Below are 23,826 nucleotides of genomic sequence, written 5' to 3' on the forward strand. Positions count from 1 at the left end.
AATAACATGGAATTAAATAGAAAAGAACGATCGCTTTGGTTGACTGATTTGGATAAAGTCAGCTGTCAATATCCTGATCTGACAATTTCAGGTCAGGGTGGAAGATATGTGGTATGGCAAGAGATGAAAGACAAGCATGATTATATTGTTGCAGGCCAACTTGTGGAGGGAAAAGTCCTCTATAGGACTCAACTTTCTGGCAGCGGGCAGGCCTTAATGCCAAAAGTTCATGCGATCAAGGATGTCATTTGGTTTGGCTGGGTGGAAAAAGTAGATGAAAATTGGTGTGTATTTGTTCGGAGTTTGAAAAATGGAATCTATGGTGAAGTTATTCTTCTCCACAGAAGCGAAGCCAATTTTTATCTGTCTTTAAATGATGATGGAGACAAGTTGATGGTTGCTTGGTCATGCCAAAAATCGGGAAAAAGTCAAACCTGCATGACGTGGGTTAATGAGTCTGAGATTTCTGAAACGGTAGTCGTCAGCGACTCGGAAAAAACCTATCGTCCAGCAGCTGCAGTTGATCAGAATGGGAATCTATTTGTTGTTTATGACCGGTTCAATGGAAAATTTTATGATCTGGTTACCAAGGTCCGCATCAAGGATGAGTGGTCAGCGGAACAGGTTATTAGTCGCAGTGAGGAATGGGCAACCTATCCAAAGGTCAAAGCATCGCAGGATGGAATACTTGTTTTTTGGTATGATTTTGGGCGAGAAGCGAAATTCTCCTATAATGCTTGTATTTTACAGGTTGAGAATCAGGAGATGGTTGTGAAAGACTTTCAAAAAATCGCCAATGGCGTAGACTGGTATCAAGATATTTCTCTGGATGCAAACCAAGAAGGCATTGCCGTATGTGCCTATACGTGGGGGAAAACTTCGATTCGTGTCCGCTATCGCAAACCGGGCCAAAGCTGGTCGGATCCGGTGGCTATGTCCTTTCAAGATGGGACGGGAGCGGTTCATCCACAGGTTGTGATTGACGATGCAAACAAGATACAAGTAGTTTGGCAATTTGCCAATGTGAATGGACACATGGATCGAAATGCCGCAATCATCTATACGGATTTGGCTTTAAAGGACTTTGACCTATATGCGGACGCCTCCCTGGATATGGGGCTGGACGCATTTACAAAACCCATAGAAACTCAAAAAATCATGGAGAAAGTCGAGTCTAGTGAGGCTGAGGCATGGTTGAAAAAGAATGGTTATCAGGATCAACGTATTGTCTTTGGTGATATTCATGGACAAAGCGGTATGTCGGATGGGGTTGGACAGCTTGATCAATATTACCATTTCGCTAAAGTCGGTGCTGGGTTAGAATTTACGGCTCTAACTGATCATGATTGTTACCCGGATTGGATGTCAGAATCGGAATGGGAATGGCTTCGAACGACCTGTCGCCTGGTAAATGAAGAAGGAGCCTTGTCAGCACTTTTGGCCTATGAGTGGACCCCGAATGAATATAAATATGATTTTGGACATAAAAATGTTTATTATCGCGGTGATGAAGGCGAACTCTTTCGTTCGGGAGATTCTGAAGGCATGACGCCAACCGACCTCTTTGCCAGTGTAAAGAAGTATAAGGGCATGGCATTTCCTCATCATCCGGCTGCAACTTGGACCATTGTCAGTGCAGCGACCGATTGGAATTTTCATGATGAAGAGGTTCAACGAATGGTGGAGATTTATTCTCGACATGCACCCTTTGAATACTATGGGAATACATCCAAGTATACGAAAAACAACCCACAATTGAAGAAACATAGCGTTCAAGATGCACTGGCAAGGGGATATCGATTTGGTATCGGAGCTGGAAGTGACTCGCATCAAATGGAACATGGAATTGAAGGCGGTATCGTGGCGGCCTATGTCGCAGAAAATACGCGGGAGAATGTATTTGATGCGCTGTATGACCGTTGTGTCTATGCGACATCAGGAACAAGAATTTTGGTATCCTTCCGAATCCAAGGACAGGAAATGGGATCGGAAATAACTTGCAGCAAGGGCGAAGAATATGAAATAACAGCAAGCGTGCTTGGTACCAAGAATTTGATTGTTGAATTACTGGAAGACAATCAGGTGATTGAGACGAGAACAAGCCAAGCGCATGCCTGTGATTTTAGAATGAAAAAAGTAAAGGATGAACAAGAGCATTATTATTATCTGCGCGTTACACAAGAAGACGAGCACATGGCTTGGTCCAGCCCAATATGGGTTGACTAATAGATGAAACGTTCTCTATGAGAGGAATACGAACAGTTAGAGAGTGATGAGAAGACACCTTGAATAATGCAAGGTGTCTTTCTTATGAAACAAATTTGAAGGCGTGTGTTGATTTGTGCAAAAAAACCGTGATTTATGTAAATACAAGGAAGGCGATTCTCGATATAATCGATTGTGAAATTAAAAACAATTTGGGGGAACAAATCATGAAGCGAATCTTATCTGTACTATTGATCCTAATGATGATTATGACCCTTGCGGGATGTTCGCAAGGATCGACAGTTGAAGAAGCGAAAACAGTCGAATCAGCCATTCAAGAGGGAACCTTTACCGGAAACGGGGAAGGAAAAAATGGAGATATTGAGGTGGAGGTAACCATTGCAGGTGGTGTGATCACTGAGGCGAAGGTATTGTCTAGCGGCGATACAGAAGGAATCTCGGATGCTGCGATTACACAAGTTATTGCGGCGGTTGTAGCAAACAACTCCACGAATGTGGAAGCGGTCAGCGGCGCGAGCCTGACAAGTTATGGTTTGTTGGAAGCCATTCGAGATGCTCTTTCTAAAGCGGGCGCAACGGAAGCTGATTTTACAACAGACATGGTAATTGCTTTGGAAAAGGCAACAGAAGAAGCGGATCAAACTTATGATGTTGTGATCGTTGGTGCCGGTGGAGCTGGACTTGCAGCGGCTGTGGAAGCTTCTGAAGCCGGAGCCAATGTTGTTGTAATAGAAAAAATGCCATTTATCGGTGGAAATACTATGGTTTCTGGTGGTGGTTTGAATGTGCCGGGCAGCTGGGCACAGACGGCTGTTGGCGTAGACGACAGCATTGAATTATACTTCGAGGACACCATGAAGGGTGGAGACAATCTGGCTAATCCAAGTCTGGTTCATATTTTAGCTGACAACGCATTAAATGCAGCAGTATGGTTGAAAGATGATTTGGGTGTTGGATTTATGGAAGATCGTCTGCAACAATTTGGCGGACACTCTGTGGCTCGTGCCATTATTGCCACAGGTAATCATGGTACTGACTTGATTGAAAAACTAGCAGCACGCGCTCAAGAAAATGGCGTGACGATCAAAACGGAAGTCAAGGCGAATGAATTGTTGATTGAAGACGGACGCGTTGTGGGTATTGTAGCTGAAGCGGCCAATGGTGAGGCAATTACTTTCCACGCTGCCAAAGGTGTTATTATGGCGACCGGCGGTTTTGGATCAAATATGGAAATGAGAATGCAATACAATCCAGAATTGGATGATCGTTATATGACAACGGATCAACCGGGAACGACGGGTGATGGGATTGTAATGGCCCAAGCGGTCAACGCAGAATTGATTGGCATGGAGTATATTCAAACCTACCCTATGTGCAATCCGGTAACGGGTATTATCTCTTATGTTGCCAACACACGTTTTGACGGCGGAATCCTAGTCAATGTAGAAGGGGAACGCTTTGTCAACGAAATGGATCGTAGAGATGTGGTTTCACGCGGAATTTTGGCCCAAACTTCAGCGAGTGCCTATCTTCTTTGGGGACAAGAAATTGAGACGAAAGGCCATATGACTGAGGTTCATGCGCAAGAGTTTGCGACATTGAAGGATCAGGGTTTGTTGGTGGAAGCGGCGACTCTAGAAGAAGCGGCGGATGCCATGGGTGTTAATGTAGAAGCACTGACAGCAACTGTAGCCGACTACAATCAATTTGTTGCAGGCCAAGTTGAGCTTGAGATTGCCAAGAAGGGTGCTCTTCGTCCGATCGCAGAGGGACCATTCTATTTGCAACGCGTGGTGCCATCGGTACATCACACCATGGGCGGCTTGATGATTAATGAAGAAGCACAAGTGATCAATCAAGACGGTGAAATTGTAGAGGGATTATTTGCAGCTGGTGAAGTAACTGGCGGGATTCATGGAAGCAACCGTCTAGGTGGTAATGCGGTGACAGACGTCATTGTCTTCGGTCGAATAGCCGGTCGAAATGTTGTAAAATAAGTACGATTAGAAGAAGCAGGCAGATGCCTGCTTCTTTACTTTTCCAGGACTTTTTAATACAATAGGGAAGGTTTGAAAGGAGAAGCGATGACTTCTATACGTACGCGAATGATGATGGCATTTTTGGGACTTTTGTTACCCATTGTGCTGATCTTTTTATTCTTTACCCAATCAAAATTACAAAAAAATTTAGTTCCTCAAACCTATGAAATGCATCGTCAGGTATTACAGGCTCGGTCTGAGACTGTTGATGCTTGGATCCATGAACGGATAGCAGAATTGCAGGTACTGGCCATCAATGAAATCTTTTTGCTTGGTGATGAGACAGCCATGCGAAAAGAGGCAAGCCGATATGCAGATGCTTTGTCGGATCGCTATGAGTCTTTGGGCATCGTTGATCTAGAGGGAATTAATCAGATTAGCAATGGCGGAATGATCGATATCTCTTCGAGACCCTATTTTCAACAGCTGCAAAATCATCCGGATCAAAATGCTGTGATTTCGAATCCGATTTGGTCCCTGGATCGACAGCACCCCATTGTTGTTATACTTGTCCGTGTGGAAGGTTTGGGGACAACTGAACGGTATTTATCAGCCGCTGTGGATATTTCAGCTTTGACTACCTTGGTATCGAAGACGCAGAATCCAGAAGGAAGCTGGGCACTACTTAATCAAGAAGGGATTGTATTTGCACATAATCTAGAGGAACATACGATATTTTTTTCGGCAGAGGAATTGCGGTCGGATCAGGGTTTTGAATCAGAAATTGCGAGTTGGATTAAATCTGATCAATCCTTGGCAACAATTTCGCTAGATGATTATGTGGTCGATTTTTTACCGATACAAGGCTTATCAGAATGGACCATAGTTTCTTCTTATGATAAGACACGAATTCTTGCTGGTGTGATGGATCTTCAAAGTGAGTTATTTGTGCTGGGTATCGCAATTCTTCTTTTGGGCATGCTCCTGATTTCGCTGTTGTCCTCCTCGTTGAGTCGGCCGATTGTGGCTTTTGAGCGATTGACAAGGGAGGTTCAAAGTGGAAACTTTAAGGGCGAGTATCCGCCAACCAAGATTCGGGAGATTCGTAACTTGAGTCAGAGTTTTCAGCATATGCTTGGTCGAATTCAGTTTCTGATCGAAGAAGTGGAAGACAAGGAAAAGAGAAAAAGAATGGCGGAAGTAAAAGCGCTTCAAATGCAGATTACACCGCACTTTCTTTATAACACATTGGATACCTTGTATTATATGAGCATTGAAGCGGGTGCCAGGGATTTGAGCCAAGGGATTCGTGCTCTAACCACCCTATTTCGTAATGGATTAAATCGGGGTAGTGAATGGACTACGGTTAAACGGGAACTTGATCATGTGGAGAGTTACTTGCAAATTCAGGTTTTGCGATATGAAGAGAAAATTCAGTATGAAATTGCTGCAGATTCTGCTATTTTAGACTATCGAGTGCCCAAATTAATTTTACAGCCCCTGGTGGAAAACTCCATTTATCATGGGATTAAGGAGAAGGATGGACCTGGATGGATCCGTATTTTTGTTCGGGATGAAGAACATCAAATTCGCTTCGAAATTTACGATAGCGGGATTGGAATGTCAAAGGAAGAAGCCGATCTTCTTCAAGGAATGATCGATACAGGGGTTCAAGGTGGACAAGGGGTTGGTTTTTACAATGTGATTGAACGGCTTCGCTTGATCTATGGTGATTCCTTTGATGCAAAACTTGAAAGCGAAAAGGGGAAGGGCAGTCAGATATCTCTTTGGATTCAAAAGGAGGGAAAGCAAGATGATTCGAATCTTCTTGGCGGATGATGAACCAAAAATTTTGCGTGGATTGACGCGGCAAATAGAAAACCTTGGTTTGGATGTACAGATTGTCGGAACCGGGGAAAATGGAGAAATTGCTCTACAAGAGTTGAAACGCTTGCGTGCAGACCTTGCCTTTATCGATATAAATATGCCCAAGCGTAATGGAATTGAATTGATTCAAGATATTAAAACCCTGCAGCTGCGGACTGAGTTGGTGATTGTTTCTGGCTACGAGGAATTCGAGTATGCGCAAAAGGCTATGCGTCTTGGGGTGTCAGATTATCTCTTAAAGCCAGTTGAGGAGGAAGAGTTACGTCGGGTGATTGTGACCTGTCAAGCAGCGAAAAGGTCGGATACGAGCCTGTATTCGCCCTTCATTACGCGTGTGATGAGATATTTGCAGGTGCACTATCAAGATGATGAGCTGGACTTAACGCAAGTGGCCCTTGAGTTTGAACTAAGTCCCAATTATCTCAGCAACCTTTTGCGGAAAGAAACTGGCGGTGGATTTGTGGAAGCTTTGAATTGTATTCGTATTGATGCGGCCAAAGAAATGATGAAAGCAAGCCGCGAGATTAAGATCTATGAAGTGGCGGAAGCCTGCGGCTATAAAAGCCAGCACTATTTCAGCCGAATTTTTAAACGGATGACTGGGCTGGCACCAAAAGCATTTCAATTAGAGGTAGAATAAAACCTTGTCTTGGGTATCTATAAGCCAAGGAGGGGTAGGCATGAAGGCGCGGGGAAAACAGGAGTTTCATATCATTATTAGTTTGGTATTATTCTTTTTGGCTTTTACCTATCTGGAGAGTGGCGCATGGATTCGTGGAGGTATTTCTATACTTGCAGGTGGCGGATTCTTAATGATAACAATTGCAGAGATAAAAAGAAAGAAGTCTAGGAAATAACACCTAGACTTCTTTTATACTGTTTATTTATCTGTTGGCTCTCTTTCGCTCATCGCGGTTTAAGAATTTCTTACGAAGGCGATATACCTTTGGTGTGATTTCGATTAATTCGTCATCACCCAAATATTCCATAACCCCTTCCAATGATAATTTCACTGGGGGCACCATAATTTGTTTTTCATCGGCTTGTACCGAGCGAACGCTTGTCAATTTTTTACGCTTGCAAACATTGACTTCAATGTTTTCTGGGCGATTTGACTGGCCAACAACCATTCCTTCGTATACATCTTCTCCAGCGCCAATAAAGAGAACACCGCGATCCTGTAGGTTGTACAAAGCATAGGTCACAGAAACACCTGGCTCTGTAGCTACTAATGAACCGGTATCACGATGTGGAATCTCTCCTTTGAATGGCTCATAGCCGTCAAAGATGGAATTCATTACGCCGGTTCCTTTGGTATCAGTCATGAATTGTGATCGGTAACCGATCAATCCGCGGGCTGGGATTTGGAACTCCAAACGGGTGTAATCGTCGCCAACGGGAAGCAGGTTGACTAGTTCCCCCTTACGGCGGCCCAATCGTTCGATAACAGATCCAGCATATTCATTCGGTAAATCAACCGTAACATGCTCAATCGGTTCATGCTTTTTGCCATTGATTTCTTTGATTACGACCTGAGGTTTTGAAATCATAAATTCGTAACCTTCACGACGCATGGTTTCGATCAAAATAGAAAGATGAAGCTCACCACGACCGAATACTTTAAAAGCATCTGTCGCTTCTGTTTCCTCAACTCGTAGGGATACATCCGTGTTCAACTGTTTCATCAAACGGTCACGCACTTGTCGAGAAGTAACGTACTTACCGTCACGTCCGGCAAAGGGACTGTTGTTGACCGAGAATACCATGGATAGAGTTGGCTCTGAAATTTTGACGAAATCCAATGGACTTGGGTCTCTCGGATCACAAACGGTATCACCGATTTGAAGATCTTCAATGCCTGCCAAGGCGATGATGTCACCGGCAGTTGTTGTTTGAACCGGAATACGCTTCAAACCGTCAAAAGTAAAGAGCTTGGTAATCCGTACTTTTTTTGATTGATCATTTTCTTTGTTGACGATAATTGTCTCATCACCAACATTAAGAATACCACGTTCGATTTTACCAATACCGATTCGTCCTACGTATGGGTTGTAATCAATGGTGGAGATTAAGACTTGTACGGGCGCTTCTGTATCGGCTTCGGGAGCAGGCATATGTTCGATGATTTGATCAAAGAGAACTTTTAAGTCTTTTTGTTCGCCATCGGGCGTTAAGCTGCCGGTACCATTTTTAGCCGATGTATAAACGATAGGGAATTCAATCTGTTCATCATTGGCGTCTAGTGTGATAAATAGGTCATAGACTTCATCAATAACAGCCTCGGGACGCGCGTCTGGTCGATCAATTTTGTTGACACAGACGATGACAGGTAATTCCAAAGCCAAAGCGTTTTTCAATACAAAACGCGTTTGCGGCATGGGTCCTTCAAAAGCATCAACTAAAAGGATCACGCTGTCTACCATTTTCAATACACGTTCAACTTCACCACCGAAGTCGGCATGGCCGGGTGTGTCGACAATATTTATTTTTACGTCATTGTATAAGACTGCTGTGTTTTTTGATAGGATAGTGATTCCACGTTCTTTTTCTAAGGCGTTTGAATCCATTGCTCGTTCAACAATGGCTTCATTGGTTCTATAGGCGCCACTCTGTTTCAGTAATTCATCGACTAATGTCGTTTTGCCATGATCGACGTGAGCGATGATGGCGATATTGCGAATTTTATCGTTACTTTTCATGAATTTCCTCCAATTCTGTTGCACAGTGTTCAATTATACCTGTTTCGGCTGGGAAGAGCAAGTTATTTCAGGTATTAGGAAGAAAAAAAACAGAATTGTGTGAAAAAATCGATTTCCGGGTAAGTTATAGATAGAAAAAAAGGAGGGTTTACAATGAATTACAAGTTAGTTATTATTAAAAATGAAAATCGAGAAGAATCGGCAACAAGAATGCAACAGATGCTTACAGATTTTGGATGTTACATTAAAGTACGCTTGGGACTTCATGATGTGCCAGCGGATATTTGCTCGCCTTCTGGACTATTAGTTTTGGAAGTTGTAGCAGAAGAGGCGAAAATTCAAGAATTGGTGGATCAATTAAATGGCTTGTCGCGGGTAACGGCGCAGATGGTAATTATCTAGTTTAGATTGGAAAAAAGTTTGTTGGAAAGATTAAATCCGGAGCAGAAATGAGTTGACTCGGACAACTCATTTCACTCCGGATTTTTTATCGTTGTGCCTTTAATGCTTTGGCAAATTGATCGGGGCATGATGTGAGTTTACCGCCACATCGAATCCCTTCTAATTTTTCAATAACGAAATCGACAGGTTTGTCCTTGACCAATTCAGAGATTCCAATTAGGCTACCAGGACAGCCGCCAATAAAGTTAACAGATTTTACGATGTCATCTTGCACATCAAACTCAATGGCTCGGGAGCAAACGCCTTGTGTTGCTATTGTTGTCATATAAAGTCCTCCTTAATGATTTATTTATAATAAACGAAAATTACAATTCATGCAAGCAAGAAGTGCTTAGGTTTGGTATAATATTACAGTAAGAAGGGGGCTAAATAATGAAAAAACGGATTCGAGGAATGATTTTTGATTTTGGTGGCGTTTTGGGACTTCCTCAAAAGGATGAAGCGCGAAATGGTATGATGGTTGCCGTTGGAATCGATGAAGCCTCTTTTTTTCAGAGTTATTTCGATATGAGAATTGAATATGACCGAGGAACCATTTCTCGGAGAGAATATTGGACTGAAGTTTTGGCGAGAGTGGGAATTGTGATCTCTGAAGAAATCTTTGAAACCCTGATTGTTGTTGATGAAGAAAGCTGGGTTTCGGAAAACTGCCAAATGATTGATTTTATAGGAAGGAATCGAGACAGGATGGAAAAATTGGGAATCTTGTCTAATATGCCGAGAGATTTTGTTCCGTCGATTATAAGACAGTTCGATTGGATCAGCTGGTTTGATTATAGCTTGTGGTCTTGTGACGTTCACATGGTGAAACCAGAACAGGAAATCTATTTGAGGACAGCTGAGGAACTGGGTTTGTCTGTGGCGGATTGCCTATTTATCGATGATTCCATGATCAATGTAGAAGGGGCCAGAGCTGTTGGGATGGAAGCGATTCACTATGTTAATTTTGAATCTTTTTTAGAAGAGTTTAAAGCAAATTATCGATTGGAGTAAAAAATGAAAAAAGTATTGGTTCTTAATAATGAAATCGAGGCGGAATGGATGGCCGAGATTTTGATTGAAGAAGGGATTCCCTATCATATTCAGTCTTATCATCAGGCGGGATTGAATGGAATTTTTCAGTTGGAATATGGTTGGGGTCATCTGGAAGTGGATCCTGACTACAAAGAATGGGTGCTGAAGGCCTACAAAGAGTTAAATAGGGGAGAGTTCAATGACGGCAAGGAAAGCGAATAGGGGCTATCTGGTGCACTCCTATGAGGTGGATGCGTGGAACCGTGTATTACCACAGGCAGTTCTTCTATATATGCAGGATCTAGCAACCCTTCAAAGTGAGGAATGTGGCGTTGGCATTGCACGCTTGCGGGACAATCGATTGGGGTGGATGCTGTATCAAATGGATTATACCTTGACTAAAGATTTCTTTGCTTATGACACCATAGATCTTTCAACTGTATCAACAGCATTTGACACCTTGTATGCCTATCGGAAGTTTTGGTTTAGAAACAGTGAAGGTCAAATTATTGGTGAAGCAAAATCAAAATGGGTGCTTTTTGATTTTGAAAAAAGAAAAATCGCGAAAAAACCAGATTGGCTACGGGAAGCCTATGGGTTGACCGGTGATGAAAAGGACAAATTGTCTTTTTCAAAGATTCCGACACGGTTTGAACCCATGCATGCTCATGAAATAAAAGTGGGATATGCGGATATTGACATCAATCGTCATACGAACAACGCCAGATATTTAATTTGGGCGATTGAAGGGATGTCCTTAGAGTGGATTCGGAAACATCGAGTGAGGCATGTGAATGTTATTTTCAAATGTGAAACTCGTTTGGGAGAGAATATACGAATTGAAACAAAACAAGAGGAAAAAGAATCCATCCATAGAGTAAAGAAAGAGGATGGAAAATTGGCTGCCGTGTTAGAAATCGAATGGGAGTCGGTAGAGAAGGAATAAGTATTGAAGGAATAGGGAAATAAACGAAGCGGGAGAAAGAGGAGGTACTATGGATACGCTAGTTTGTTACTATTCAAGAAGTGGGCATTCAAGGGCTTATGCAGCGAGGATTGCAAAGGAATTGGATGCAAATTTACGTGAAATTGTTGAGGTACAACGACGATTCTCAGGTCCTTTGGGTTTTTTAAAAGCGGGGTACGACAGTCAAAAGGAGAATAAGAGAAGTATTCATTTGAGTGGATTAACATTATTGGATCCATATACGAAGATTGTTGTGGTTTCTCCAGTTTGGGTTGGCAATGTTCCACCAGCAGTACGAGCGTTTGCATATACCTATAAGATTCGAACGGATAACCTATATCTATTAATCAACCATAGGAGTAGTGATCCTGAGGAATTTTTACCATAGTTTCAGACTGTTTTTCCAAAAACAAAAAAGATGACGGTGATTACTCGGAAGAAGGATTCGGCAGAAATTGCCGAGAAGAAAGTGCAATCTGTATTGGAACAAGTGAGAACGTGTTAAGAGAGCCCAATTGGGCTCTTATTTTTTTTCTAGGGTAACAACAAGCAACTCGGGTCGGTTGAAAACCCGCAGAGGAATAATGCTATTTCCGAGTCCGCGGCTAACGATCATCGTGGTTTGTTTCAAAGTATGTGCACCCTCCGTGTAGGTTGGGAATAGTCCTTGATCTGGAGCAATGAATCCACCGAGGAAAGGTAGCCTGAACTGACCACCATGGGCATGACCGGAAAAGACCAGATCGATAGGGTAGTTGGCATAGACTTCAAAGGGATTGGGACGATGGGACAAAAGAATGGTGAAGTCTTCATGATTAAGAGGAATGGCATTTAGCTTTTGAGTAACATGTGATTGAATGTCGCCTTGATCTCTAGAGGCAGGGTCCATCAATCCGATCAGTTGGATCGAATCTTCTCCACGGCTGATAATTGCGGTCTCATTTTCTAGGACATTCCAACCGTTAACTTCGATCAGAGATTTAACTTCTGCGTAGTTAGCGCTCCAAATTTCGTGGTTGCCGGAGACATAATAGGTTGGCAACTTTGGAAAATTGGCAAGAAGTTCCCGAATCGGTTCAAGATCGTACCGTCTTCGATCTATCAGGTCACCAGTCACCACGATCAAATCGGGGGAGATGGTTTCAATTGATTTCAGCAATCGATTTTGTTTGGAGCCAAATCGATGATTATGCAAGTCGCTAATTTGCAGAATTTTATATTTGTCGAAATGATCTGGAAGATTATTGGATTCATAGTTTAGGTTGGTAACTTGAATCCACTCATTCTGTGTCCAAGCGAAAGCGGATAGAACGAGCAGAAAAATAACAATTTTTATCAGCTTTTTCTTCATGATGGCACCTCTCTTTTATTGAACCATAAGAGGGGGTCACAAGGCATGAACTTTTTCTTAATTTTAGACAAACAAAAAGGAAATCAATCATTCTTCGATTTCCTCTTTTTGAAGTACCATTTTCGCGCTATAGGTTAATCGCGGTTTCAAGGGCAATTTCCATCATTGCCGTTAAGGCGTTTTGACGCTTGTCAGAGTCGATTGAAGTGTTGTCAACCAAGTTGTTGGATACGGTTAGGATGGTTGCAGCTTGCTTACCCAGTATTTCTGCATTGTGGAACAAAGCAAAACTTTCGTCTTCCACGCAAACACAACCATATTTTTTGAACTTTTCACTGAAATGTTCCGCTGTATTCTCCACATAGAAGGTGTCGTGGGTATGGATCGGTGCGACAACCGGATTGTGACCACCTTGATGGGCGATTTCAATCATTTGGTCATTCAGATTCTTTGACGGATAGGTAAAGTCTCGATCCTTGCCGCATTGTGCCAGGGCATAGGTGGATTCTGAATAGGCGCTTTCTGCAATGACCAGGTCATACACCTTTAAGTGAGGATCATATGCACCTGTGCTTCCGATTCGAATGATGTTTTCTACATCATAGAATTTATAGAGCTCGTAACAATAGATCCCCATTGAGCACATGCCCATGCCGGAACCCATTACCGAAACGCGATGGCCTTTGTAATAGCCCGTATATCCTAGCATATTTCGTACGTCATTAAATAAAGTAACCTCTGTTAAATAGTGATCTGCGACAAATTTAGCACGAAGTGGATCGCCAGGCATCAAAACAGTTTTTGCGATATCCCCTTTTTCTGCACCAATATGAACGGTTGCCATAAGTCAATCTCCTTTTTGATTTTATTATACGCTCATTTTACGATCTATAGGAGGACCTGTGTCCGCTTGATTGATTTTCTATTAAGAACAAGCCCACGTCCATGGCGTTTTAAGAGATTTTCTGACTCACACTGAGACAAGAGACGTCTCAGGTGCCTAGTTGAAATGCTTAAGGAGTCTGCGAGATCTTGGCTTTTATAAGCAGAAACAAGACCATTTTCATCAGCAAGTTTTGATAAAACAATTAACAAGCGTGCCTTTGCTGGGTACAAGAGGGTTTGAGCATACTTTTTTGAGGAATCAATTTTTCGTTCGCTAAGGTGCTTGCAAAGCAATTGATGAAAGGCTAGATTTTTCGATAGGTATTCCTGGACGATCTCTATAGGAATCGCGATTAGATATGATTCTGTATGGGAAATGACGGTCTGGCAATACGTCACTTGAGAAAAGTATTCCATCGCTCCAATGGAAGCCAAGGGGGAAATCTGCGTAATCGTAATGGTTGCCCCGTCTTCATTGCCAGAGGAAATATCGAGCTCTCCATCTACAAGAAAATATAAAAAATGGACGGGCGTATCCTGTAGGCAAATCAATTCATTGGACTCGAATTGATGAATCTCGATTCTTTTTCTCAAGTCAGGCAAGAGAACTTGTTGCAGAGAAAATTGTTCAATGTATAATTCCAAATCTTGAATAGAACGATTTTTCTTCATAATCAGCCTCTTTCTATTGAGATAAGATTTGAAGCAGTTCAGCTACAGTACTGACGATAGCCAGCGGTCTTTCTTTCTGTAATTCCTCGACTGAACCATAACCGTAGCTAACGCCAATGGCAGGCAATCCGAATTCTTTTGCGCCGATTAGGTCGTGTTTTCGATCGCCGATCATAACGGTAGATGCGGGATCAAATCCGTAATCATCATGAACGTGGGCGATGACATCTGCTTTTAGAGACCTGGACCCATCAAAGGTGCTGCCACCGACAAATGAAAAGTATTGGTCCAAATCAAAATGGACTAAGATACGTTTGGCATATTCTGTGGGTTTTGACGTCGCTACAAGTAGGGTATGTCCTGCTGCATGCAGGCGGTTGAGCATTTCTGGAATACCTAGATAGACCTCGTTTTCATAAAGACCTTTGTCACGGAAGTATTCGCGGTAGACTTCAATGGCTTCAAGTGAATCTTTTTCGGTGAAACCATAGAACTCCTGAAATGAATCTGTTAATGGAGGACCGATAAAGGGCTCCAAGAGATCAAGATCATTAACATGGATGCCGTAATGCTTAAGTGCGTATTGTACTGCGCTGGTAATGCCAATTTTGGGATCGGTTAAGGTACCGTCTAAATCAAAAAGAATAGTTGTATATTTCATCATCTCACCTCGTTATGGGTAGTATATCGGGTAAGGTTTCAAGGAGTCAAGCCATATCAATGCTTTCAGCGATTTTTCAGTCGTTTTCAGTCGTTTTTTTTCGATTTTGACAACGGTTTGCCAACGTAAAAGTGATTGATTGGCAATAAACGCTTACTTAATCCTTACCAATTCAACCGTCTGAATATCCCCATCCATATTGATAACAGCGGTCAGAACAGCATCCTTATTGGGTACGCCCGTACTAAATCGCTTGAAACGATAGACCTGCTTCATCACAACATCATCCTCAATCTTTGATCCTCCTCCTGACCCAAGATCATAGTGAATTTCAAAATGATCTAATTCGGGGGGCTTCTCCACCTCTTTCAAATAGGTCAATGTCAGTACTCCGTCTACCCGGCCGTCAAACTCTATACGATTCCCTTTCTCCGTGAAGAGCCACCAGCCGTTGATTCTATACTCTCCCTTCCAGGATTCTGATTCACCACGAAAAACATCGTTATGGTAGATCACATCATAAGTTGTAACCGCATAGACACCAACAATGCAAATAACAATCAAAAGCGCAATCCAAAATCGTTTCATCCTCTTGCCACCTCCAAGCATTTTTTCTATTGCGTCAAACTAATTTCATTATCCTTGTAGTGAGTGAATGCGATAGGTTCTCCGTTAAAATCCCGGGTATGTTCCTTTCCATCATAGGGAAACCAAGCGACTTCTTTCGCGCTATATAAAACCCATTGATCATCCTGTTTTTGAAACCAATGCATATTAATCTTTGTACTGCTCATTTCGCGAATCAAATCATCATTCTCATCGTACAGATTCCAGGTACTTCGTACAAAAACATATTTGAAAAAATCCCGCTCTGAATTCATATCACTGTATACGGGCGAGAAATCTGTGGTGATTTTAACGCGTTTTACTTTTTCTCCAAAAATTAGTCCCAGTTTGTCTTCGCGCGTATAGACCTTGCCATTGATTTCGACATCAGCAACGGATTCATTTGCCATCTCCATGTTCTTGGCTAATAATTCTTCGCCAACAAACTCAGAAATTGCTGCTTGGTATTCCTCAACCGTGCCGCCCGCAAAGGCAGCATCGCCCGCGTCCAAGTATTCCTTTGTCCATGCAAGCAAATCTGGCATTTCAAGTTTTTCCGCTATTCCATGCTCTAGAAAATACATATCGAGAATTTTATAATCCCTTGACGGTGTTTTAGATATTTCCATCACCATCGTTTCTCCATTGTCATATTTAACGAGAACTAAATTTTTAATCTTCGCCGAATTACTCTTTCGCTCTCTCATTTCAGTGAGTTTATTTTCCCAATACTCGTCTGAGCGTTCCACTGCTACTTCCTTTAAAGGCTCGATTCGCTCAGTTCGCTCAGCATACTCAAGTTCATTCAAGAGGTCCATCGAATATCCTCCACTTTGAAACTCTTGGTATTCTTTTACTCCCAAAAAAATATTGACTGCTACAGAAACAACAAATAATAAAATCCATACTCTCAATTTCATACTCATATTTTTCATTTGACCACCTCTCATTCATCTATCTTAATAATAACAGTTTGTGTTATTTTAGTCTATTTGATATTAAATAATAAATAAGTGTCAAAATAACTTCCAAATGTTTATAAAGTATATTGGAAGGTGATTTATATCGACGTACAAATTTAGTTATTCTTTTCTTCCATTGAATCCGTGACAGGGGTGTAGATGTTTAAACTAGCATGCAGATGGTGCAAGGAATGGAAGATGAAGTCGACAGAAAACTAAAGGTCAAGTATACTTAATCAAATGGAAATAATGAGAAAAATCCTTATAAAAGGAACTTGGATTCAGTAATTTTTTTAAAGGTAAGAAGGGGGGTAAAATGAGAAATAAATCGATGATATTTATTGTATTAATGGTAATTTTTGCATTTTTGGGCTTAGGTGGCAGGGTGCTTAGATATCATATAAGAGAAAATATGGAGTATAATTTCAATACAAAAATAGAAGCGAGTAAAATCATAGAACATGGTTGGATACCAAGTGATCTACCAGATGATGCAAGCAATATTTATGTTGCATATGATTTAGATGGTAATTTAAGTAATGGATATTTTTCGCTAAATGATAGTGATAAATTCGCTAAGGATAAAGATGTGTTAGACGTAGAAGTATTAAAAGAAATGGTTACTCATGAAAGTAAAAAGTTCAAGGATGAAATTAGGATAGAAATAATTGCACAACCACACGAATATACAATTTTAAATGGCGAGGGATGTATATACGCGATAAAAGATTCTAAGATATATTTTTGGATGAAACTAAGTTCGGAAAAATGTGATTTCTTATAGCGTTTAAGATTTTTGTGTAAAAGCAAAGTACTGTGGAAAAATAAAGTTATCGTTTAGCTGGACGAGTTATGCCGTAAAACGGATAGCTCGTTTTTGATTAAACCAGTTTCTCTAGCAACTTTCCTATTTGGTGAATATATATTATAAAAGTTGGAATACAAAGAGAAAAGCAAAGAATAGCCGAGGCTATTCTTTGCTTTCTTTGATTTTTTCCAGATAGGTGGAGGTACTGACTTTAACAAAGCTCAGTTGGGTTTGATCCCATTGTTCCAATATTTGCTTGGCTTTTTCTGATTGCGTATACGCTTGATGATCTTCTAAATTTTTCAAGACCCAGTCGTAATCTACTTGATCCATTGCTAGAATTTCAGCCAACTGAGGATTTATTTTTTTCTTGATTTCTTGATTAGGATCATAGAGATAAGCAATGCCTCCAGACATGCCGGCAGCAAAGTTTCTACCGATAGACCCGAGGATTAAGACACGGCCGCCGGTCATGTACTCGCAACCATGATCGCCGATTCCTTCAACTACAGCAATGACACCTGAGTTTCGAACAGCAAACCGTTCGCCTACTCTTCCAGCGAAATAGGCATAGCCGCTAGTTCCTCCGTAAAGGAGAGTATTTCCAGCAATGATGTTTTCCGATGCAACAAATTGAGAAGAAGCATGAGGACGAACGATTAATTTTCCACCGCTAAGTCCCTTGCCGACATAATCATTAGCATCTCCATCTAAGCGAAGGGTAACGCCCTTGGTTAAGAAAGCGCCAAAACTTTGACCAGCTGAACCTGTAAAAAAACAGCCCATGGTGTCATCAGCCAAAGGTGAATCAAATCGTCGATGGATTTCACCGCTCAGTTTTGCACCAACCGCTCGATCTGTATTTTTTATTTGTAAATGTTTTACAGTTGTTTTTTCTGAAACATCCAATTGATCCAAACGCGTAATCAAACGATCATCTAATACGGCCTTAAGTCGATTGTGATGATGTGGCACATATTGATCTTGAATGCGGAGTGGTAGTTCTGGTCTGTGAAGAACAGGTGTTAGATCCATGCTTCGAATTTTATGGTTGCCTTCCAAATGATAATCCAAGATGTCTCCACGCGCAATCATATCCGTCATTTTCCTAAAGCCAAGGGCTGCCATCATTTCTCGAAGATCTTCTGCAACGTATGAATAATAGGCAATGATATCTTCCGGCGTTCCGCTGTATCGGGCACGACGCTTTTCATCTTGGGTTGCGATTCCGACCGGGCAAACATTCTTATGGCAGTTCCGGCAGAGGATACAACCGGAAGCGATCATGGCACCTGTCGTGATTCCATACTCCTCAGCACCCAATAGGGCAGCAATGAGTACGTCACGTCCGGTTGTGATTCTGCCGTCAACCTGAATAATGACGCGGTTTCTCAAATTGTTCAAAAGTAGGGTTTGCTGGACTTCTGCAAGGCCTAATTCCCACGGCATTCCAGCATATTGCATGGAGCTGATGGAAGCTGCACCAGTACCGCCGTCGTGACCGCTGATTAGAATCACATCGGCTTGCGCCTTGGCAACCCCGGCTGCAACCGTGCCGATTCCGGCATTGGAGACCAGTTTAACATTGATCCGCGCTTTTGGATTAACATTACGAAGATCGAAGATCAATTGTGACAAGTCTTCAATGGAGTAAATGTCATGATGGGGTGGCGGTGAAATTAAATCGATGCCCGGCAAAGCGTGGCGAACTTTCCCAATTTCTTGGGTGACCTTCTTGCCAGGTAAGTGACCGCCTTCACCTGGTTTTGCACCTTGTGCCATCTTAATTTGTAGCTCTTTAGCGTGAACCAAATAATCAGTTGTAACACCAAATCGCCCAGAAGCGATCTGTTTGGATTGACTAATTCTCCAATCTCCATTTTCATCTGGCTTGAATCGGGCAGGATCTTCTCCACCTTCACCAGAAGAGCTCATAGCACCTATGCGGTTCATGGCAATGGCCATGGTTTCGTGTGCTTCTCTGGAGATCGAGCCAAAGCTCATGGCGCCGGTTGTAAAGCGTTTCATAATGGATTCAGCAGATTCTACTTCCTCAAGTGGCACTGGGGTCCGTTCTTGAAAATGGAAGAGATCACGAATTTTCACCGTGGGATGGTAGGCTGCCTTGTCTTTCGCATACTCTCGATAGAGGGCATAGTCCCTGGTACGGATCGCTTTTTGCAGTTTCTTCACGGCCTGAGAATTCAGGCTGTGAAATTCGCCGCCTTTAGAAGGAAAGAGATCCCCGCCCTTGTCGATAAAGGTATTTGATTCGGGGTCAAAGGCCTTTTTATGACGAAGTTGTACTTCCTTGGCAATGGTGCCTAGTCCCATGCCTTCTAATCGAGTTGGCGTGCCAGTGAAATATTCATCTACAACATTTTGACGAATGCCGACAACCTCGAAGATCTGAGCACTATTGTAGCTTTGAAGAGTCGAGATTCCCATTTTTGCTAAAATTTTCAGTAAGCCTGCATCCATAGCTTTGAGGTAATTCTTAGTTGCCAACTTGTGATCAGTCAGACCTTTAACTGCTTGAGAATCGACTAGATCATGGATGACTTCGAAGGCCATATATGGATTGACTGCCTTGGCCCCATATCCCAACAGTAAAGCAATTTGAAAAACATCACGGCAATCCCCTGCCTCAACAATAATATCAACTCGGGTTCGCAATTTTTCACGAATCAGAAAATGGTGAAGGGCACTGACTGCTAGAAGGCTTGGAATTGGTGCATCGTAACGATCAACGTTTCGGTCACTGAGAATCAGCAAGTTTGCACCTGACAAGATATTTTCTTTGGCCCGCATAAAGAGGTTGTCCAGGGCCTCTTTCAATCGATCTTCCCCGCCGTCTACCGGGAAGGTGATAGGGAGGCGTACCGCTTTAAAGTCCTCTGAGTAAAGATTTTCGAGTTTTGCAAATTCTTGATTTCTAAGAATTGGAGATCTGATTTCGATATATTTGACGCTCTTGTTGATTTCGATGACATCGAGTGAAGCGCCATGTTTTCCAATGTACTGTCGAAGACTCATGGCGGATCGCTCTTGGATGGAGTCGATCGGTGGATTGGTTACCTGGGCAAAGGATTGTTTAAAATAGCTAAACAGCATTTGTGGACGATCGGACATAACCGCAAGGGGAATGTCGGAACCCATTGCACCAACAGGCTCTTTTCCATCTCGCGCCATAGGCGTTAAAATAAACTTAAGCTCTTCTTCGGTATAGCCAAATAGAATTTCTCTTTGCAATAAAATTCGCTGATTCATAAAAGGGCGGTCTAAGCCTTTTGGAAGATCAGGAATGGTTTGTTTGTTTCTTGTAATCCAATCTGAATAGGCATATTTCTCGGCTTCTTTTTCTTTGATGTTTTTATCGGTTGTGATTTGACCTTTGATCAAATCACAAACCATTATCTCGCCAGGTTTAAGCTTGCCTCTGCGTTCTACATTGGCGGGATCGACTGACAACACACCCGTTTCAGATGCGACAACTAGCCGTTGATCTTTGGTCAAGGTATAGCGGAGAGGTCGAAGGCCGTTTCGATCTAGATGAGCGGCGATCTTTTCACCATCGGTCAGAATGATAGCAGCAGGGCCATCCCAGGGTTCAAAAATACGCGCATAGTATTCATAGAAAGCACGTACTTCTGGACTGAGTTGATCATTTGCTTGCCAGTTCTCTGGCATCATAATCATTAGAATCTGCTCAATAGGGAGCTGATGAATATAAAATAATTCAAAGAGATTATCTAGGCTGGCTGAATCACTGCTTCCTTTTTCAATGATGGGTAAAAGCTTTTTAAAGTCATCACCGTATCTTTCTGAAGTCAAAACACCCTCACGAGCATTCATACGATTGACATTGCCTCGAATGGTATTAATCTCACCATTATGTGCAATATAGCGGAATGGATGCGCTAACTTCCACGATGGGAAGGTATTGGTTGAATAGCGTTCATGAACGATTGTAAATGAGCTTTTAAAAAGTGGATGTTGCAAGTCAAGGTAGAATTGATCCAATCGGATTCCTAAAATCTGCCCCTTGTAGAGTAAGGTTTGATCCGAGAGGCTACAGACATAAAAATATCCGGTATCTGGTTTTTCATTTAAAATTGCTTGTACGCGCTTTCGTACCAAATACAGTTTTTCGCGGAATTTTTGGGTAGAATATTGTCCCTTTTGTACAAATACCTGTGAGATGACGGGACGTGTTGCTCGTGCCCATTTACCGCATTGGGCTTCGTTGACGGGCACTTCTCGCCAGACGGCGAATCCTAAGTCCTCTTCTCTGAGGATACGTTCAAATACACCTTCACAATATAATCGAAGGTGTGGTTCTCGCGGCAAGAAGATCATGCCGACGGCATAATCACCAGCTTCAGGAAGAGTGGCGCCTTGTTTGCTTAACTGAGATTTAAAGAAGCTGTGGGGAATCTTGACCATCATTCCTGCGCCGTCCCCGGTGTCTTTATCGGCTCCAACGGCGCCTCTATGTTTCATGTTCTTTAGTAAGGTAAGACCGTCTTCAATGATTTGTCTTGATGGATGTCCTTGTGTGTGACACACGAAACCAACACCACAAGCATCTTTTTCAAATAGCGGATCATAAAGCCCTTGTTTGGTGGGATAAGCTAAGGTTCCCATTCGAATCAACTCCTTTCAGATAGAATCCTGCATGACGACAATTCGATTATGTAGGCGAAAATTGCATGCATGATTAATAGATATGGTTATCTTGGTTCCTGGATCATAGAAACGATACGAGTTACTGACATGCGAAGATTTACATGTTCTTTAACTCGACTTCAATGAAATAATTTAAGAAATTTAATAAGAAAAGTGGCCGAAAACAAGAACGGGTTTCGGCCAACAAGTGAGTTGTTACATATTTTATATAATTCGAAACGAGTTGTCAACCCATAGCGGATACTTGTATGTCATTGGAAAACATTTTCAGAGAACTTTTTTTCTATATTTTCAGACAATTTTTGGTATAATTAAATGATAGGAGGATGACATGAAGACGATTATTTTTGATACGGAAACAACAGACTTAAAGCCTGGACGTATTTGCCAATTGACCTATGTGATTATAAATGAGGGCCGTAGTATAGGAAAGAATTTCTTTTTTTCTGTAGATTTTGTTTCTCCAAGTGCAGAGGCGGTTCATGGATTTAGCGTAAAACAGTTGGAAAAATTGTCTGATGGACGGCGTTTTTTTTCCTTTGCACAAGAGATTTACAATGATTTTTGCCATGCGGCAATCGTTGGTCACAACGTAGATTTTGATATCTCCTTTATGAAATCAGAAATGGACAATGCGGGATTTGAGTTTTCGTATGCTTGTAAGATCGATACGATGAAAGAGTTTGCTCCCTATTGTCAATTGCCCCATTATAAGTACGCATATAAATTTCCAAAACTTACCGAGCTGATGACATGTCTTGATATTTCAGAAGCAGAGATTGAGAAGACTGCAGTCAGTTTATTTGGCAATCAAGGACAGGGCTTCCATGATGCGCGCTACGATGTTGCGGCTACCACGCTCGCTTATTACAAGCGGCAGGCATTGTTGGAGAAGGTTGATGATTGCTAAGACAAAGCGGCTACGTATTGAGGCTTTAAAACGAGAAGACTGGAAATTGTTTTTGCAGTTGGATGAAAATCCTCTGGTCATGCGCTATATTCATCAAGGAAATACACGAGATGCTGATGAGGTGAAAGCGTATGTGCATTGTGCCTTGGAGGTTGAAAGCTTGACTGGGCTTGGTGGGTATTTTACCATCTGGGAGGATATAACGGATCAGTTCGTTGGCTGGATTTGCCTACGTCCGGAATCAAAAGAGGGTCTTCGTTATGAAATCGGTTATCGGCTCTTGCCTAGGTATTGGGGGAAGGGAATTGCGACAGAAGCTTCTCTTGCCATGGTAAAAAAGGGTTTTCTGGAGTGGGAGGTGGCCCAGATCTTTGCAAGAGCTTTTGCGGATAATCGAGGGTCAATCCGTATCATGGAAAAAATCGGATTGCATTTCGAATCACTTGGTGAAAATCGTGAACTGCAATACGGCATTGAGCGTGAAGAATGGATTTTAAAAGAGAATCCTTTGGTTTCTCAGGGGGTACGAATTTCCGCCAAAGCAATCATTGAACGGGATGGAAAGCTTCTGGTTACAGAAAATAGAGACCATCTTCAGGGTCCTTATTATTTGTTACCGGGAGGTGGACAGGAAAAGAAAGAAACCCTTGCAGATACGTTGAAACGAGAGTGTATGGAGGAGTTGGGTGTTCGCATTCAGGTCGGTGATTTTGCTCTTATCCGTGAATATATTGGAGCCAATCATGAATTTGCTGCCTGGGATGAGGACTTTCATCAAGTGGAGATTATGTTTTATTGTCGCTTGATCGATGAACCGAAAAGGGAAGGATATGTGGACGGAGATCTTCGGCAGATTGGCTTTGCATGGATTTCGATTGAAGAATTGCAAACTGTAAGAATTTACCCAAAAGCCTTGGTAAATTGGTTAAGTGGAAATCGACATAACCAATATTTAGGAGATTTGAATTAACGTCCGTTTGGACGTTTTTTTGTGGTTTCTTACAAACTTTATATTTTTAACAACAATTTAAGGAAATAAATGATAAAA

General features: G+C 42.0%; 22 protein-coding genes. 13 read left to right on the top strand and 9 right to left on the bottom strand.

The features are described 5' to 3' along the window. The first annotated feature begins 6 nt into the window (after positions 1–6). The 5 genes from AC25CA_RS04290 to AC25CA_RS04310 all read left to right on the top strand — a co-directional run bounded on the left by AC25CA_RS04290 (position 7) and on the right by AC25CA_RS04310 (position 6,949). Positions 7–2,226: a CehA/McbA family metallohydrolase gene (locus tag AC25CA_RS04290; RefSeq protein WP_486815812.1), complete on the top strand. Its 2,220-nt coding sequence runs from the start codon at positions 7–9 to the stop codon at positions 2,224–2,226. Between the two features lie 206 nt (positions 2,227–2,432). Beyond that, positions 2,433–4,223 (top strand): flavocytochrome c, encoded by a 1,791-nt coding sequence (locus tag AC25CA_RS04295; RefSeq protein WP_486815813.1) that lies wholly within the window; start codon positions 2,433–2,435, stop codon positions 4,221–4,223. An 87-nt stretch (positions 4,224–4,310) separates the two neighbouring features. Further along, positions 4,311–6,044 carry a cache domain-containing sensor histidine kinase gene (locus AC25CA_RS04300; RefSeq protein ID WP_486815814.1) on the top strand — a complete coding sequence of 578 codons (1,734 nt, stop codon included), beginning with the start codon at positions 4,311–4,313 and terminating at the stop codon, positions 6,042–6,044. Further along, positions 6,019–6,732: a response regulator transcription factor gene (locus AC25CA_RS04305; RefSeq protein WP_486815815.1), complete on the top strand. Its 714-nt coding sequence runs from the start codon at positions 6,019–6,021 to the stop codon at positions 6,730–6,732. The genes AC25CA_RS04300 and AC25CA_RS04305 overlap by 26 nt, the downstream gene beginning before the upstream one ends. Positions 6,733–6,772: 40 nt before the next feature. After that, positions 6,773–6,949 carry a hypothetical protein gene (locus AC25CA_RS04310; RefSeq protein ID WP_486815816.1) on the top strand — a complete coding sequence of 59 codons (177 nt, stop codon included), beginning with the start codon at positions 6,773–6,775 and terminating at the stop codon, positions 6,947–6,949. A gap of 27 nt (positions 6,950–6,976) precedes the next feature. Here AC25CA_RS04310 and typA read toward each other — a convergent pair whose 3' ends face one another. Then, positions 6,977–8,791 (bottom strand): translational GTPase TypA, encoded by a 1,815-nt coding sequence (gene typA, locus AC25CA_RS04315; RefSeq protein WP_486815817.1) that lies wholly within the window; start codon positions 8,789–8,791, stop codon positions 6,977–6,979. Between the two features lie 153 nt (positions 8,792–8,944). Between typA and AC25CA_RS04320 the strand changes: the two genes are divergently transcribed. Beyond that, on the top strand, positions 8,945–9,193 hold the full coding sequence (locus AC25CA_RS04320; protein ID WP_486815818.1) for a CPF_0552 family protein: 249 nt from the start codon (positions 8,945–8,947) through the stop codon (positions 9,191–9,193). Between the two features lie 85 nt (positions 9,194–9,278). On the opposite strand, the gene AC25CA_RS04325 is transcribed toward AC25CA_RS04320, so the two are convergent. Then, positions 9,279–9,518 carry a TIGR03905 family TSCPD domain-containing protein gene (locus tag AC25CA_RS04325; RefSeq protein WP_486815819.1) on the bottom strand — a complete coding sequence of 80 codons (240 nt, stop codon included), beginning with the start codon at positions 9,516–9,518 and terminating at the stop codon, positions 9,279–9,281. 107 nt (positions 9,519–9,625) lie between these two features. Here AC25CA_RS04325 and AC25CA_RS04330 point away from each other — a divergent pair, with 107 nt between their 5' ends. From AC25CA_RS04330 to AC25CA_RS04345, 4 genes are read left to right on the top strand one after another with little or no spacing between them, the layout of a single operon-like run. Then, complete coding sequence (locus AC25CA_RS04330) at positions 9,626–10,246, top strand: HAD family hydrolase (protein WP_486815820.1); 621 nt, start codon at positions 9,626–9,628, stop codon at positions 10,244–10,246. Between the two features lie 3 nt (positions 10,247–10,249). Further along, entirely contained in the window at positions 10,250–10,489 is a 240-nt protein-coding gene (locus tag AC25CA_RS04335; protein WP_486815821.1) for a hypothetical protein, read from the top strand. Then, positions 10,467–11,213, top strand: a complete 747-nt coding sequence (locus AC25CA_RS04340; protein ID WP_486815822.1) for an acyl-[acyl-carrier-protein] thioesterase — start codon at positions 10,467–10,469, stop codon at positions 11,211–11,213. Before AC25CA_RS04335 ends, AC25CA_RS04340 begins: the two co-directional genes overlap by 23 nt. Before the next feature lie 49 nt (positions 11,214–11,262). Continuing rightward, positions 11,263–11,622, top strand: coding sequence for a flavodoxin family protein (locus AC25CA_RS04345; protein WP_486815823.1), 360 nt, complete (start codon positions 11,263–11,265; stop codon positions 11,620–11,622). A 135-nt stretch (positions 11,623–11,757) separates the two neighbouring features. Here AC25CA_RS04345 and AC25CA_RS04350 read toward each other — a convergent pair whose 3' ends face one another. From AC25CA_RS04350 to AC25CA_RS04375, 6 genes are all read right to left on the bottom strand, one after another. Beyond that, on the bottom strand, positions 11,758–12,585 hold the full coding sequence (locus tag AC25CA_RS04350; RefSeq protein WP_486815824.1) for a metallophosphoesterase: 828 nt from the start codon (positions 12,583–12,585) through the stop codon (positions 11,758–11,760). A gap of 127 nt (positions 12,586–12,712) precedes the next feature. Continuing rightward, positions 12,713–13,429, bottom strand: coding sequence for a purine-nucleoside phosphorylase (gene deoD, locus AC25CA_RS04355; protein WP_486815825.1), 717 nt, complete (start codon positions 13,427–13,429; stop codon positions 12,713–12,715). Between the two features lie 44 nt (positions 13,430–13,473). Further along, entirely contained in the window at positions 13,474–14,142 is a 669-nt protein-coding gene (locus AC25CA_RS04360) for a Crp/Fnr family transcriptional regulator (RefSeq protein ID WP_486815826.1), read from the bottom strand. 13 nt (positions 14,143–14,155) lie between these two features. Then, positions 14,156–14,806, bottom strand: a complete 651-nt coding sequence (locus tag AC25CA_RS04365) for an HAD family hydrolase (protein ID WP_486815827.1) — start codon at positions 14,804–14,806, stop codon at positions 14,156–14,158. Between the two features lie 150 nt (positions 14,807–14,956). Beyond that, the gene (locus tag AC25CA_RS04370) at positions 14,957–15,391 is read right to left on the bottom strand and encodes a hypothetical protein (protein WP_486815828.1); all 435 of its coding nucleotides are present in this window, start codon (positions 15,389–15,391) and stop codon (positions 14,957–14,959) included. A gap of 26 nt (positions 15,392–15,417) precedes the next feature. After that, on the bottom strand, positions 15,418–16,344 hold the full coding sequence (locus AC25CA_RS04375) for a hypothetical protein (protein ID WP_486815829.1): 927 nt from the start codon (positions 16,342–16,344) through the stop codon (positions 15,418–15,420). Positions 16,345–16,687: 343 nt separating this feature from the next. On the opposite strand from AC25CA_RS04375, the gene AC25CA_RS04380 reads away from it, so the two are divergent. Further along, positions 16,688–17,155: a YbbD-related protein gene (locus AC25CA_RS04380; protein WP_486815830.1), complete on the top strand. Its 468-nt coding sequence runs from the start codon at positions 16,688–16,690 to the stop codon at positions 17,153–17,155. Positions 17,156–17,341: 186 nt separating this feature from the next. Here AC25CA_RS04380 and gltB read toward each other — a convergent pair whose 3' ends face one another. Beyond that, entirely contained in the window at positions 17,342–21,826 is a 4,485-nt protein-coding gene (gltB, locus tag AC25CA_RS04385) for a glutamate synthase large subunit (protein WP_486815831.1), read from the bottom strand. Between the two features lie 373 nt (positions 21,827–22,199). On the opposite strand from gltB, the gene AC25CA_RS04390 reads away from it, so the two are divergent. Beyond that, positions 22,200–22,778, top strand: coding sequence for a 3'-5' exonuclease (locus tag AC25CA_RS04390; protein ID WP_486815832.1), 579 nt, complete (start codon positions 22,200–22,202; stop codon positions 22,776–22,778). Continuing rightward, complete coding sequence (locus AC25CA_RS04395; RefSeq protein WP_486815833.1) at positions 22,768–23,748, top strand: GNAT family N-acetyltransferase; 981 nt, start codon at positions 22,768–22,770, stop codon at positions 23,746–23,748. The genes AC25CA_RS04390 and AC25CA_RS04395 overlap by 11 nt, the downstream gene beginning before the upstream one ends. Positions 23,749–23,826 lie beyond the last annotated feature (78 nt).

The sequence above is a fragment of the Gottschalkiaceae bacterium SANA genome (assembly GCA_036323355.1).
Taxonomy (GTDB): domain Bacteria; phylum Bacillota; class Clostridia; order Tissierellales; family GPF-1; genus GPF-1.

Excerpts from the sequence above, each read along its gene's own strand:
- AC25CA_RS04390 (WP_486815832.1), top strand. The coding sequence starts at position 22,200 with ATGAAGACGATTATTTTTGATACGGAAACAACAGACTTAAAGCCTGGA.
- AC25CA_RS04325 (WP_486815819.1), bottom strand. The coding sequence starts at position 9,518 with ATGACAACAATAGCAACACAAGGCGTTTGCTCCCGAGCCATTGAGTTT.
- AC25CA_RS04365 (WP_486815827.1), bottom strand. The coding sequence starts at position 14,806 with ATGATGAAATATACAACTATTCTTTTTGATTTAGACGGTACCTTAACC.
- AC25CA_RS04340 (WP_486815822.1), top strand. The coding sequence starts at position 10,467 with ATGACGGCAAGGAAAGCGAATAGGGGCTATCTGGTGCACTCCTATGAG.
- typA (WP_486815817.1), bottom strand. The coding sequence starts at position 8,791 with ATGAAAAGTAACGATAAAATTCGCAATATCGCCATCATCGCTCACGTC.
- AC25CA_RS04310 (WP_486815816.1), top strand. The coding sequence starts at position 6,773 with ATGAAGGCGCGGGGAAAACAGGAGTTTCATATCATTATTAGTTTGGTA.
- deoD (WP_486815825.1), bottom strand. The coding sequence starts at position 13,429 with ATGGCAACCGTTCATATTGGTGCAGAAAAAGGGGATATCGCAAAAACT.
- AC25CA_RS04370 (WP_486815828.1), bottom strand. The coding sequence starts at position 15,391 with ATGAAACGATTTTGGATTGCGCTTTTGATTGTTATTTGCATTGTTGGT.
- AC25CA_RS04300 (WP_486815814.1), top strand. The coding sequence starts at position 4,311 with ATGACTTCTATACGTACGCGAATGATGATGGCATTTTTGGGACTTTTG.
- AC25CA_RS04350 (WP_486815824.1), bottom strand. The coding sequence starts at position 12,585 with ATGAAGAAAAAGCTGATAAAAATTGTTATTTTTCTGCTCGTTCTATCC.
- AC25CA_RS04305 (WP_486815815.1), top strand. The coding sequence starts at position 6,019 with ATGATTCGAATCTTCTTGGCGGATGATGAACCAAAAATTTTGCGTGGA.
- AC25CA_RS04395 (WP_486815833.1), top strand. The coding sequence starts at position 22,768 with ATGATTGCTAAGACAAAGCGGCTACGTATTGAGGCTTTAAAACGAGAA.
- gltB (WP_486815831.1), bottom strand. The coding sequence starts at position 21,826 with ATGGGAACCTTAGCTTATCCCACCAAACAAGGGCTTTATGATCCGCTA.
- AC25CA_RS04360 (WP_486815826.1), bottom strand. The coding sequence starts at position 14,142 with ATGAAGAAAAATCGTTCTATTCAAGATTTGGAATTATACATTGAACAA.
- AC25CA_RS04290 (WP_486815812.1), top strand. The coding sequence starts at position 7 with ATGGAATTAAATAGAAAAGAACGATCGCTTTGGTTGACTGATTTGGAT.
- AC25CA_RS04295 (WP_486815813.1), top strand. The coding sequence starts at position 2,433 with ATGAAGCGAATCTTATCTGTACTATTGATCCTAATGATGATTATGACC.
- AC25CA_RS04380 (WP_486815830.1), top strand. The coding sequence starts at position 16,688 with ATGAGAAATAAATCGATGATATTTATTGTATTAATGGTAATTTTTGCA.
- AC25CA_RS04320 (WP_486815818.1), top strand. The coding sequence starts at position 8,945 with ATGAATTACAAGTTAGTTATTATTAAAAATGAAAATCGAGAAGAATCG.
- AC25CA_RS04335 (WP_486815821.1), top strand. The coding sequence starts at position 10,250 with ATGAAAAAAGTATTGGTTCTTAATAATGAAATCGAGGCGGAATGGATG.
- AC25CA_RS04375 (WP_486815829.1), bottom strand. The coding sequence starts at position 16,344 with ATGAAAAATATGAGTATGAAATTGAGAGTATGGATTTTATTATTTGTT.
- AC25CA_RS04330 (WP_486815820.1), top strand. The coding sequence starts at position 9,626 with ATGAAAAAACGGATTCGAGGAATGATTTTTGATTTTGGTGGCGTTTTG.
- AC25CA_RS04345 (WP_486815823.1), top strand. The coding sequence starts at position 11,263 with ATGGATACGCTAGTTTGTTACTATTCAAGAAGTGGGCATTCAAGGGCT.